Origin of the sequence: Chamaesiphon sp. OTE_8_metabat_110 (assembly GCF_031382685.1) — a bacterium.
GTDB lineage: Bacteria > Cyanobacteriota > Cyanobacteriia > Cyanobacteriales > Chamaesiphonaceae > Chamaesiphon.
Genome location: NZ_JANMZA010000097.1, coordinates 1 through 12411 on the forward strand (window position 1 = coordinate 1; position 12411 = coordinate 12411).

Here is a 12411-nt window from a genome sequence, read left to right on the forward strand (position 1 = left end):
AAAAATCAAAGGATTAACAGCAGCTAAAGTTCAGGACATTATTAAAAAATTGAAATAGCTGCTGCGAGTAATCTTAGCTAAGTCGAGCTGCCCAATTAAATAGTTCGATCGAGACTTATAGCCGATCGCATAAATTAGCCGAGACGATACAATATAGGTATTGTTATACCTAGAATCGAGCTAACGTTGGATGAGTCTGTGTATCAATCCTCAGTGTCCGCACCCGGAAAACTCCGATCGGACGCTATTTTGCCAAAGCTGTGGCTCAGAACTGCTCCTAGCAGGTAAATATCGAGTTGCCAAATTAATGAGCAACAAAGGCGGCTATGGGGATACCTATGAAGTCACAGAGCGCGGTGTCCCCAAAGTCCTCAAAGTCCTCAAAAGTAATAATGCTAAAGCAATCGAATTATTCGATCGCGAATACAGAGTCCTTGAAAGCTTAACCGGACAAGGAATTGCTGGGATTCCCTTAGTCGAAGATTTCTTTTTATATACTCCCAATGCCTCCCAGACAGCTCTACATTGCCTGGTAATGGAGCGGATTTTTGGGATGGACTTAGAAGAGTATATCAAAGTCATGCAGCGCCCGATCGACCAGAAAACGGCGATCGGCTGGCTCTCGCAACTGACGCAGATCCTCCAAGAAATCCACTATCGCGGGATTTTTCATCGCGATATCAAGCCATCTAATATTATTCTCCAACCCGACGGGCAATTAGTCGCGATCGATTTCGGTGCAGCCAAACAAGCCGCCGTCCATGTCTCCCCCCAAGCTACTCGGATTTATACCCCCGGTTATGCTGCTCCCGAACAGCAGCGGGGAGAAACCTTCGCTCAGTCCGACTTTTTTGGATTGGGGCGAACCTTTGTTTATCTACTTACTAGCAAAGAACCGATCGATCTTTACGATACCTATCGCGATGTCTTAATCTGGCGGGGTAAGGCTCCCCAAGTTGCCAGCGATTTCTTAGATTTAATAGATCGATTGATGCAGGAAGATCCACATCAGCGTCCCGATACTACCACCACTATTTTTAGCGAAATTGCCGCCCTATCGCCGATCGTTACCCGTCAGATCGTTAGCTATCAGCCTCTCCAAACCCCCACTAACCCCAATTTACTCACAAAACCCCTTCAGCTTCCCGTCGCCAGTCTGACACCCACTGTCGCCTCACAGACAGCACCTCCCCTCGCCCGTAAATTGCCCCTCGCATGGTTGGGATTAGCGGCGCTCCTGCTGCCACTGGCTGCTGGCGCGATGTATTTTTTGGGTACCAAACAGCCATCGATACCCAACATTACCAGCAATAGTACTGGTGATTCATTCGTGCAAATTAAAGATGTACCCCAGGGTGTATTTAAGTTTGGGGGAAGTACGACTTGGGCGACTACCAGACAAATCCAATCATCGATCGATGCGGCAATTAAGGGCGTTTTTCCGAACTTTGATATCGTCTATGCCGATGCTAGTTCGCCAGACTTTAAATCTACAAAAAATGGTAAATGTGACAGCAAAGCTGGCTCTAATAATGGCATTTGTTGGCTGCTCGAAGGCGATTTAGATTTCGCTCAATCCTCGATCGCATTAGATAAATCTAAATACAAAGACGACCCGCGTGTCAAAGCAGGTCAACTCAAACAAGAGGCTGTAGCTTATGATGCGCTCAGTGTCGTAGTCAATCCGCAGCTCAAACTTCCTGGTTTAACGATCGACCAATTGCGCGATATTTATACTGGTAAAGTAACTAACTGGAGTCAAGTCGGCGGTCAAAATCTCCCGATCGTCGCTTTTTCACGTACCGAAAAATCTGGTGGTACTGTTTCTTCTTTTAAAGATTTGGTCTTAAAAAAGAGCGATGAACTTAAGTCACAATTTGTTAGTAATACGACTGAGGGGTTGCAGCAAGTCAGTAAAAATCCCGGCGGAATCTACTATGGAGCTGCCAAGGAAGTTATTGTTGACTCGTGTAACACTCAGCCTCTAGCGATCGGTCAAACGGGGAATAACTTAGTTAAGCCTTATCAGGAACCATTGCAATCTCCCGCTGCTTGCAATAACGGTCAGCGTAATAAAATTAATACCGAAGTAATTAAAACTCAATCGTACCCACTCACTCGCCAAATCTACGTCATCATCAAAATCGACGACTCAAATCGTCAAAAAGTGGGCGAAACTTATGCCGACTTATTAAGAACCAAGCAAGGACAAAGCTTGCTAGAAAAAGCTGGATTTGTGAGTATCGATCGCTAAATATATTATCTCTAATACACCAACTGTAGGGGCGGGTTTATGCCAGTCAGTATCGATCTTACTATTCAGTATCGTTGGCTAAGCCTACCGTAGGTACACAAACCCGCCCTTCCCACTAGCAGATTTCAAGTGAGTTCTAAGATGATGTTAGTTTGCATCGATATCTCGATCGATCTCTAGTGCCTGAATACTTTTGCCCTCATGATGTTTGAGCGAAACATATTTACTCACACCCACGCGTTGCGATCGATAAATACCTACGTGCCCAGAGCATAAATAACTACAGATACAAGTAATTGCCGCGTAAATACCAGTTGGAGAGCCAAATAATTCGATCGCCATTAGTATTGAAGTTAGGGGTGTATTGGCAGCCCCAGCAAATACACCGACAAATCCCATTCCAGCGAGGAGTGGTGTGGGCAATCCTGTCAGTGGGGCAATCGCATTACCTAACGTCGCACCGATGTAAAATAGGGGCGTGACTTCGCCACCTTTAAATCCCGCTCCCAAACTTAGGGTAGTAAAAGCAATTTTGGCAGCAAAATCCCAGGGTGGAAGTTGGACATTAAAAGCACTGACGATCGTCGGTACACCTAAACCGATATACTTAGTCGTACCAGTTAATTGAATCGCGATCGCCACTAAGATGCCACCCACGAAGGGACGCAACGGTGCATAACTAATCTTCGCTGTAAAGTAAGCACTAATCTGATGCGTCAAAGTGGCAAATAACCGCGCGGTTAGCCCGAAGATGGCACCAGCCAACATCATTGTTACTAAGCCCCGCATTGTTAATTGGGGGACGATCGGGATGGGATAAAGTTGATGGTGTCCTCCCCATGCTAGTGTAGTGCGATCGCCCACGATCGCCGCGATCGCACACATTAATAGTCCATCGTAGCGAAACTTGCCAAAAGCTAAAACTTCTAGCCCATACAACATCCCCGCGAGCGGCGTCCCAAATACCCCCGCATAGCCGCCACTAATCCCCGCCATCAATACGACTCGCCGATCGATTCCCGGCAGCCCCACGACTCGTCTCAAGCGATCTGCAATCGCCCCACCCATCTGAACTGCCGTCCCTTCTCGCCCCACCGAGGCACCAAATAGGTGCGCCAACGTCGTACTAATTAACACCAACGGTACCATCCGCAACGGAATTACCGATCGCGGATCGTGAATTTCTTCGAGCAGGAGATTGTTTCCAGCAGCGACACTTTGCCCCCAGTAATGGTAAATCAGCCCACTGAGCAGCCCACCCAAGGGCAATAGCCACAACACCCATCCGTGAGCCTCCCGCCAGCTTGTCGCCCACTCTAGGGCACTCAGCAGTGCTGCTGATGAGGTGCCACTTAGGATCCCGATGCTACAGCCAATGGCTCCCGGCAAAGCCAGGGTTGCCTGGAGCCATTTGACTAAATCGACAATCGCTTTAATGCTGACATCTCGCCATTTACTCATTTTCGTGGTGCTTGAATCGCTCTAAGGTAGATAACGTTGATGTCTGGTGCTGAGATTTCCGCAGTAACCGCATCGCCATCACTAGTAGTTTGCACGTAATTAGTCTCGATCGAGACTAATTTAGGAGAGTGACGCGGTAACATGGAGACGAGTGGCGACAAAAATCTGTTTGCACAGGACATTATCATCACAAATCGGTTATCCGCCATCGGCATGAACGCAGTTAAAATCGCTGCCAGTGGAGAGACAGCCAGCGATTTGTCACTCAAGTTTTTTATCTTCAATCAATTTCTCAGTCCAAATTTCGTCTAGATCGTGTTGAGTTTAGGAGCAATAAATTAAGATGCAATCACGCGCAGTCCGAGAAGGTTCGGTTGGATTGATGCTTATCGCTGGGTTAGCTGTCTTTGGCGCAATTTTCTTATGGCTTAGAGGATTGACACCAGGATCTCAGTCTTACAATATTATCGCGCAATTTGCTCAGGCACCAGGGATTCAGCTTGGTGGTGTCGTCAGATTTCGGGGGATTCGGGTAGGCAAAATTACCAAAATCGAACCAGGTATCAATGGAGTGGCTGTCGTGATGCAGATGGACGATCCCAATCTCACAATTCCCAAAGATGTTGCAGTAGAAGTCAGTCAAACTGGGCTAATCGGCGAACCCGTCATCGAAATTACCCCCCGCACTAATAATAATGTGGCGATCGATTCTCGCTCCCTCGCTGGGGCGCTAGATCCGCAATGCAATGGCAATTTGATTCTTTGTAATAATGCTAAAGTCAACGGTAAAATTGGCGCAAGTTTTAACGAAGTACTCCAAAGGGCCACAAAATTAATCGATTTGTATAGTAATCCTGAAGTAGTCAAAAACCTCAATAATACTTTAGTCAAAACTGGTGCGGCTGCTGAGGATTTCTCGCGACTGAGTAAAAGCCTCGATCGCGTGACTAATGATTTTTCTAAATTACCAAAAACTGTCGAAACCGAACTAAATAATTTATCAGCAAAAGCAAATGTCCTGACGGTATCATTCGATCGAACTAGTACCAAAATCGGTCAAAGTGCCGATAAGTTTACCGTAACTGCTGCCCAATTGACTGCTACTGCGGCTGAATACAAAAAATTAGCTGGCTCCGTTAATAGTTTAGTAGCTGAAAATCGGAAAACTTTTGCCTCTTCTCTGAATAATTTCGACAAGCTTAGTGTCGATCTTCGCAAGACGGTTAATAGTATTAATCCCTCAGTTGTTAAGCTAAACACCACCCTTTCAAAACTAAACTCAGATAAATTAGTCAAAGACTTAGAGGGAGTGTTGAGCAATGCCAATCAAACATCAGTGAATCTCAAAAATATTACCGCTAATTTAAACGATCCTAAAACCTTAGTCACATTACAACAAACGCTAGATTCGGCTCGTGCGACATTCCAGAATACTCAAAAAATCACCGCAGATTTAGACGATCTAACTGGCAATCCCGAATTTAGAAATAATCTCCGCAATCTCGTCAACGGCTTAGGCAAACTAGTCTCCTCCGCCGAACAATTGGAGCAGCAAGCTAAACTCGCCCAAACGATCGAACCACTAAGTAGATCGCTGACTAATATCAGCCAACTCCCTACCCAAAATCTAGTTAGTCCCGATTATTTCAGTCCCGCTCGTCAGCAAAAATTATTAATACCAACAGATCGAATCCAGCTAAATAGTCAGCCACTCCCAATTCCTATTCCCAAAAATAATCTCCGACTAACTCCAGTCTTAACTCCTAAAAATTAACCATTCGATCGAATGATAAAATCGCTATTATAGTGTCAACTACTTTGCAATAACCAAATCCCACTATCTGTGACTCCCGAATCATCGGGAGTCACCAACAGAAAATGCAACCCATGTACGAGCCGTTGCCGTGCTGCATAAAGCTTAGCCGCCTGACTGACTTGGCGATCGTTAAATGTCAGCATCACCCACCGATCTGCCAACCCCGCATCCAAAACCAAACCCCCCGGATCGTCACCCAAATAATTGAGACTCACAGGCGCTGTTTCCGCCACCCACCGCGCCAACCGCATCGACTGTCTGCCCCCGTAGATAATCACCCCAGGGATGGCTACATTCGCACCCAGACCCCAATGCGGTGGTAATAAATAGTCGGGCATCGAGACGATCGGGATCGGTCGATCGTGAAAATCTGACACCAACTGTCCGGCAGTCAACGTCACAAATTGCCACTTGTCCCCAACTAAATCGTCAGGAATCGGTAACGGCGGGGGTGACTCGATCGCCAGCGGTTGATAATGAGGATTAGCATAACTTTGAGCCTGTTGTTGCAATAACTTTTTCAGCGCCACCGTCCGCCGTGTCGCGACAACTTCAATACCTAATTTCGCTCCAGCCGTCTGGATTAATCCCCAACTTTGCGGACGAAAAACTTCGATTACTGATGGCAAATTATCTGTAGTTGCCAATTGGATCTGACTGGCAATCCACTCCGCATTTACCTGTTTTTGCGGACAAATCGCCGTATGATACCAACTCCCATCCGCTGCACAAATAACTAGCTCCCATAGGGTTTCGCCTCGTTCATTTTGCTGGGGACGACTAGAAATATCCGCTTGCCAAATAGTCATTTAAAGGATAATGGATAGGGGATAGGGTAATAAGTAATGGGTAATAGGCGATCGTCTATGGAGACTCCAAGCATAGAGCCTAAACCTGATAAACTAAATTTAATTCAGAGCCTCATACCAAGCATGGAAATTACCTGGCGATCGGTCAAAACCTATACTGATATCCTCTATCATAAAGCCGATGGCATCGCAAAAGTAACCATCAATCGTCCCGAAAAGCGGAATGCCTTTCGTCCGCAGACGGTATTTGAAATGTACGACGCGTTTTGCGATGCGCGGGAAGATACCAGTATCGGCGTGGTATTGCTCACAGGTGCTGGCCCCCATACCGATGGTAAATATGCCTTCTGTTCAGGTGGCGATCAGTCCGTGCGCGGATATGGCGGTTATCAGGGCGCAGACGGGATTCCGCGTCTAAATGTACTCGATCTCCAACGCTTGATTCGATCGATGCCCAAGGCGGTAATAGCCCTCGTTGCAGGCTATGCGATCGGTGGTGGACATGTCTTACACTTACTTTGCGATCTCACGATCGCGGCTGACAATGCGGTCTTCGGTCAAACCGGGCCGAAAGTCGGTAGTTTCGATGGTGGGTTTGGAGCGAGCTATTTAGCCCGCATCGTCGGACAAAAGAAGGCGCGAGAAATCTGGTATCTGTGCCGTCAATACGACGCACAAGCCGCACTCGATATGGGTTTAGTCAATACTGTGGTGCCTGTGGACAGACTAGAAGCAGTAGGCATCGAATGGGCGCAAGAGATCTTAGCCAAAAGTCCGATCGCGATTCGCTGTCTCAAAGCCGCTCTCAATGCCGATTGTGACGGGCAAGCTGGCTTGCAAGAATTGGCTGGGAATGCCACTATGCTCTACTACATGACCGAGGAAGGTGCTGAGGGCAAGCAAGCATTCCTCGAAAAACGCCAACCCAATTTTCGCCAGTACCCTTGGTTGCCATAGATTAAATCAGTAGACGCGTAGGGTGGGCACTGCCCACCAACAAGGTTTCAGGCTTTTTAGATATGACAAATATTTGCGCCGACCTACCTAGATATCTAGCACCCTTATCCTAATGTCCTAATGCCCAGGTCGGTAGTTAGACACCAATTGCCTGAAACCCATGTGGTGGGCAGTGCCCACCCTACTGAGACGACTGCCCACCCTACTTAATGAGCTATTAATGAATGCAAATACAGTGGTTATTTAGGTAATGGCTGCTCGCCAGAGCGCATTCTTTGCAATCTGATTTCTTGCTCGGCAACTTGTTGCTTGAGCAGTTCGAGTTGAGTTAGGGTAATTTGTTTCTGAGATTCGAGCACTTGTGTTTCGGATTTCAATTTGGCCATCCGGGCATTGTGATCGTCGGTGCGCCCTGGTTGATAGGTAATGCCCAGGTAGATAGTTGTATTTCTACCATCGATCGTATTGAGAGCTGCACCTAAATTTAGTCCAAAGTCGTTTTCGGTATTAACCGGATTTTGAATTACTGGACTTAAGGGAATGCTGGGATAATTAACTTGCTGACTATTATTCTGGCTATTTTGAGGATTGGTTTGGACGACGGTATTTCCATCCGAGTTGTTGCCGACAGTGGAAGTTTGAGGAGCGTTTTGAGTAGAAGTCTGTGCATGGGCGAGACCAGCTTCCATCAGCAAACCTGTGAAAATTAAGCTAGTTGTAAATATATATTTAATCATTATAAATCAGCTCGATCGAGGTATTGGGCGAATGGATATACCCAATATTAACTTACGTCTAACTTACTTATATAGGCTATATGTCTCTATTTACAAAAAAAGGTAATGGGCGATCTCGGCATCATCCCATTACCTCCTTATCTCTATCCTAATACGCGATCGATCCGGGGGACTGCCAATTGATGTTGGTGCAAGAGTAGTACAGACTGAATCAGATCGGGGCCGTGGACTTCGCCAGTTAGGGCAGCACGGAGACTTTGCATCACCACGCCCTTTTTGACGTTTTGCTCTTTTGTCACCTGTTTGATTAGCTCCTGGACATCGCTCTCGCTCAATTCTGACTTAGCTTTCATGGCTGTTGCCAGACTAGTTAGTACTTCTGTAGCACCGGGTTGAGCGACTTTAGCAGTAGCCTCTTCATCGAGGGTAACGCTATCGGTAAAGAACGTGCGACTGATTTCGACACATTCATCCAGCCGCGCTAGACTGGCACCGATGAGACTGGTAAGCCGGAGCAGCCAGTCGCGATCTGCGGTGGGGTCGAATGTAAATCCCGCAGCTTGCCAATAGGGAATTAATTGGGGCAATAGTTGCTCGGCGGGCATGGCATGGATATACTGACTGTTAATCCAGTTGAGTTTATCCCAATCAAATTTACCACCAGCTTTATTGACTCGATCGAAATCAAACTGTTTGGCTGCTTCTTCTAGCGTAAATAACTCTTCGGCATCGGGAGACGACCAACCCAACAGCGTCATATAATTGACTAGTGCTGGTGCGACATAGCCCATCTGCTTGAAATCATCGATCGAAGTTACGCCATCGCGCTTGGAGAGTTTCTTGCCTTCTTCACTCAGGATCAGGGGTGTATGGGCAAATTCGGGCACTTTGACACCCAAGCCTTCATACAGCAGGATTTGTTTGGCAGTATTGGCGATATGATCCTCACCACGAATGACGTGAGTAATTTTCATATCGATATCGTCTACTACTACCGCGAGATTGTAGAGCGGTTGTCCTAACTCATGTTCGTCAGCGGCGCGGGAAATCACCATATCCCCACCCAAATCGCTACCCTTCCAGGTAACTGTATCGCGAACCAGATCTACCCAGCTAATTTCACGATCGTTATCTATTTTAAATCTAATCACTGGACGCCGACCTTCAGCGATAAATGCGGCTTCCTGTTCGGGGGTAAGATCGCGGTGGCGGTTGTCATAGCCGGGAGGTTGATGATTTGCTTCTTGAGACGCGCGCAGCTCGTCGAGTTCCGCTGTGGTAGTATAGCAGCGATAAGCGCGACCATTATCGAGTAAAGTCTGAATCGACTGCCGATATAAATCGAGGCGTTGCGATTGAAATAATGGCCCCTCATCCCAATTTAAACCCAACCACTGCATCCCGTCGAGGATATTTTGGGTGTATTCAGGCTTGGAGCGTTCGGTATCCGTATCTTCGACGCGGAGGATAAATGTCCCCCCGGAGTGGTGAGCGAATAACCAATTGAAAACGGCGGTGCGAGCAGTGCCAATATGTAAGTTACCAGTTGGACTTGGAGCGATGCGAACTCTGACTGTCACGGCTAATTATCTTGAGCGGTACACCTTTGATTGTAAATGGTTCCGCTTGGGGAAGGGGAAAGGGTAATGGGTAATGGGTAATGGGTAAGAAAGGGGAAAGGGGAAAGGGGAAAGGGCAAGGTTGTAGATCTGCGGATTATGACAAAGCATTATTGCCGATCTCTATTCACTATCCACTATTCACTATCCACTATTCCCTATTCACTATCCACAAAAATAGACACCCTCACATCGAGAATGTCTTTTAACGCAAAGTTTTAGTTCGGTTGTAGTTTTCAAGATCCACTCACTTGGAGGCGAACGGATCTCACAAATCCTTGCTCAACTTAGCGGAAACCGACAGCAGCTTGCCAAACAAAGGCTAGAGCTAGAAATAATACTGGAATGATTGGCAGAACATCGACTAAGGGATCGAAGATGGCGTATGCTTCTGGCAATTTGGCAATTAGGAGTGCTGCGTCCATATTTTATTAATCCTTGTTTTTAGCACGGTTATTATAGTTACCCTATATTTTACCATGTCTGGGGTCGAGGAAGGGACGCTCGACCCTCGTGCATCATGTTTCCCCAACGAGCAGATCGCTCGAACACACGCGCATCGTCTACACATCGAGCCGTTCGTCACACTAGATATTTGCTCTAGCCTGACGAACCTGAGTACACTCGATCGGTGATGATGAAAACCATGCAGATGAAGTCCTGAAGAAATAGCTCGATCGAATCCAACTTAGTAGGCGTTACTGATTTGAAGTCTGATTTGTTACCAGGCAAAATGTGTAATCCCCCAAATCCTAAACCTAAAGCTTAAAGCCGAAAGCTTAAAACCTAAAGCCTAAAGCCTAAAGCCTAAAGCCCCCCTATTGATGGGCGTACTGGCGATCCTGAGTCGTCGGGATCGCGAAAGGGTGGGGTTCATCTTCCCCCAGGACGACTAGTTGTTGGCAAGGGATTTTATCTGATAAAATAGAACTAGCCATCATTCCAGTATGAATTTCCAGATAGCCATAGCTTGGGGCTTCAAATATCAGTCGTTGCCCGGGAAAGACCACCCGTTCAAAGTACCAGTTATGCACGTTGGTAATGCGGGCAACTTGGATTTGACTGGTGCTGTTGACATAGCAGCAACAAATGTCATCGGCGTTGTCTTGCGGTAATGGATCGAGAATGTGAGCCATAATAATCTATTTCACCTGGTACCCAGAGAAAGATCGACACCTTCAAGGTATCACTCCTATTTAGAGAGAAGCTGTAAAGTTTACTACTTTTCGTGCCTATCGGGGATCGCTCGAATAATCTATCTGTAAAAATCATCGCACCTGGGCGAGAGAATCCCCATCTGCGCCTACCTTTCCCTGTGAGTTTTGTGTAAAGTTATATTAAAGACATTAATAAAACTTCGATCGGGATTTGAGGATTTGCCGGATTTGACGGATTGCGGAAAGTGCGTTCTTGGGGTTTCCCCAAGTCGAGCACCTTTTCAAGACAAGGTTATCAGTGCTAATCTTTGCCCCCCTATTCCCTATTCCCTATTCCCTATTCCCTATTCCCTATCCCCTAAATTATGAATACACGGATTCTCTATTGTCGCCTACCTTGTAATCCGATTTTCCCGATTGGGGTAGTATATTTATCAGATCACGTTCACAAGCAGTTTCCCGATGTCGAGCAACGGATCTTCGACGTGGGTGCGGCGGTACCTCTAGATTATGGTAAGTCGCTCGATGCCGCGATCGACGAGTTCCAGCCCAACTTATTGGTATACTCGTGGCGGGATATCCAGATCTACGCACCAGTGGGCGGACGCGGCGGCAATCCGCTCCAGAACTCCTTTGAAGTTTTCTACGATCGCAACCCGCTCAAAAAGCTGCGTGGGGCGCTCGGCGGGGCGCGGATGCTCAAGAGCCACTATACCGAACTGTGGCGGAATATGTCCCTGATTAAGCGCGGATTCAAACGTGCCAAGCGATATCATCCCGATACGCAACTCGTCGTCGGTGGGGGGGCTGTCAGCGTCTTCTACGAGCAATTATCTAAGAGTTTACCAAAGGGTGCGATCGTCTCGATCGGCGAAGGTGAAGCCCTGCTAGAGAAGATTAACAAAGCCGAAGAACTCACTCAAGAACGTTGCTATATCGTCGGTGAAGCCCCTCGCAAAGGATTGGTACACGAACCGCCCGCCCCGATCGAAAAGACGGCGTGCAACTATGATTATATCGAGACGATCTGGCCGGAATTTAGCTATTACTTGCAAGATCGGGATTTTTATGTCGGCGTGCAAACCAAACGCGGTTGTCCGCACAACTGTTGTTACTGTGTTTATACCGTCATTGAAGGTAAGCAGGTTAGAATCAATCCGGCTGATGAAGTAGTTGCCGAAATGCGGCAATTGTACGATCGCGGAATTCGGAACTTCTGGTTTACCGATGCTCAATTTATCCCCGCCCGACGTTATATCGATGATGCGATCGAGTTATTACAAAAGATCGTCGATAGTGGGATGACAGATATCAAATGGGCAGCTTATATCCGCGCTGACAATCTGACACCCGAACTGTGCGAATTGATGGTAAAAACCGGGATGAACTATTTTGAGATCGGGATTACCAGTGGCTCGCAGGAGCTAGTTCGCAAAATGCGAATGGGCTATAATCTCCGCACCGTTCTCCAAAACTGTCGCGATCTCAAAGCCGCCGGATTTGAAGATATGGTATCGATTAATTACTCATTTAATGTCATCGACGAACGCTTTGAAACGATCCGTCAAACGATCGCCTATCATCGCGAAATGGAGAAGATT

Annotated in this window: 11 protein-coding genes; 4 read left to right on the top strand and 7 right to left on the bottom strand. The window is 47.0% G+C overall.

Annotated elements, in window-relative coordinates:
• The first annotated feature begins 190 nt into the window (after positions 1-190).
• Entirely contained in the window at positions 191-2254 is a 2064-nt protein-coding gene (locus tag RMO52_RS03565; RefSeq protein WP_310410900.1) for a serine/threonine-protein kinase, read from the top strand.
• Positions 2255-2401: 147 nt separating this feature from the next.
• Here the strand turns inward: RMO52_RS03565 and RMO52_RS03570 are convergent, their stop codons facing one another.
• A complete protein-coding gene (locus RMO52_RS03570; protein ID WP_309745337.1) occupies positions 2402-3715 on the bottom strand; it encodes a voltage-gated chloride channel family protein in 1314 nt (437 codons plus the stop codon).
• A complete protein-coding gene (locus tag RMO52_RS03575; RefSeq protein ID WP_310410903.1) occupies positions 3712-3984 on the bottom strand; it encodes a hypothetical protein in 273 nt (90 codons plus the stop codon). Before RMO52_RS03575 ends, RMO52_RS03570 begins: the two co-directional genes overlap by 4 nt.
• 74 nt (positions 3985-4058) lie before the next feature.
• On the opposite strand from RMO52_RS03575, the gene RMO52_RS03580 reads away from it, so the two are divergent.
• Positions 4059-5489 (top strand): MlaD family protein, encoded by a 1431-nt coding sequence (locus RMO52_RS03580; protein WP_310410906.1) that lies wholly within the window; start codon positions 4059-4061, stop codon positions 5487-5489.
• 35 nt (positions 5490-5524) lie between these two features.
• On the opposite strand, the gene RMO52_RS03585 is transcribed toward RMO52_RS03580, so the two are convergent.
• Entirely contained in the window at positions 5525-6340 is an 816-nt protein-coding gene (locus RMO52_RS03585; protein ID WP_309740719.1) for a Tab2/Atab2 family RNA-binding protein, read from the bottom strand.
• Positions 6341-6463: 123 nt separating this feature from the next.
• Here RMO52_RS03585 and menB point away from each other — a divergent pair, with 123 nt between their 5' ends.
• Complete coding sequence (menB, locus tag RMO52_RS03590) at positions 6464-7297, top strand: 1,4-dihydroxy-2-naphthoyl-CoA synthase (RefSeq protein WP_310410909.1); 834 nt, start codon at positions 6464-6466, stop codon at positions 7295-7297.
• Positions 7298-7536: 239 nt separating this feature from the next.
• On the opposite strand, the gene RMO52_RS03595 is transcribed toward menB, so the two are convergent.
• The 4 genes from RMO52_RS03595 to RMO52_RS03610 all read right to left on the bottom strand — a co-directional run bounded on the left by RMO52_RS03595 (position 7537) and on the right by RMO52_RS03610 (position 10789).
• The gene (locus tag RMO52_RS03595) at positions 7537-8034 is read right to left on the bottom strand and encodes a hypothetical protein (protein WP_310410913.1); all 498 of its coding nucleotides are present in this window, start codon (positions 8032-8034) and stop codon (positions 7537-7539) included.
• 143 nt (positions 8035-8177) lie between these two features.
• Positions 8178-9614 (bottom strand): glutamate--tRNA ligase, encoded by a 1437-nt coding sequence (gene gltX / locus RMO52_RS03600; protein WP_309741131.1) that lies wholly within the window; start codon positions 9612-9614, stop codon positions 8178-8180.
• 326 nt (positions 9615-9940) lie between these two features.
• The gene (locus tag RMO52_RS03605; protein ID WP_295615014.1) at positions 9941-10078 is read right to left on the bottom strand and encodes a photosystem II reaction center protein K; all 138 of its coding nucleotides are present in this window, start codon (positions 10076-10078) and stop codon (positions 9941-9943) included.
• A 393-nt stretch (positions 10079-10471) separates the two neighbouring features.
• Positions 10472-10789: a DUF1830 domain-containing protein gene (locus RMO52_RS03610; protein ID WP_309741132.1), complete on the bottom strand. Its 318-nt coding sequence runs from the start codon at positions 10787-10789 to the stop codon at positions 10472-10474.
• Between the two features lie 386 nt (positions 10790-11175).
• Between RMO52_RS03610 and RMO52_RS03615 the strand changes: the two genes are divergently transcribed.
• The coding region (locus RMO52_RS03615) for a photosystem II high light acclimation radical SAM protein (RefSeq protein WP_310410917.1) at positions 11176-12411 on the top strand (1236 nt) is incomplete at its 3' end.

Bases quoted from the DNA above. Each gene is read 5' to 3' on its own strand.
- RMO52_RS03565 (WP_310410900.1), top strand. From the start codon at position 191: ATGAGTCTGTGTATCAATCCTCAGTGTCCGCACCCGGAAAACTCCGAT.
- RMO52_RS03570 (WP_309745337.1), bottom strand. From the start codon at position 3,715: ATGAGTAAATGGCGAGATGTCAGCATTAAAGCGATTGTCGATTTAGTC.
- RMO52_RS03580 (WP_310410906.1), top strand. From the start codon at position 4,059: ATGCAATCACGCGCAGTCCGAGAAGGTTCGGTTGGATTGATGCTTATC.
- RMO52_RS03585 (WP_309740719.1), bottom strand. From the start codon at position 6,340: ATGACTATTTGGCAAGCGGATATTTCTAGTCGTCCCCAGCAAAATGAA.
- menB (WP_310410909.1), top strand. From the start codon at position 6,464: ATGGAAATTACCTGGCGATCGGTCAAAACCTATACTGATATCCTCTAT.
- RMO52_RS03595 (WP_310410913.1), bottom strand. From the start codon at position 8,034: ATGATTAAATATATATTTACAACTAGCTTAATTTTCACAGGTTTGCTG.
- RMO52_RS03605 (WP_295615014.1), bottom strand. From the start codon at position 10,078: ATGGACGCAGCACTCCTAATTGCCAAATTGCCAGAAGCATACGCCATC.
- RMO52_RS03610 (WP_309741132.1), bottom strand. From the start codon at position 10,789: ATGGCTCACATTCTCGATCCATTACCGCAAGACAACGCCGATGACATT.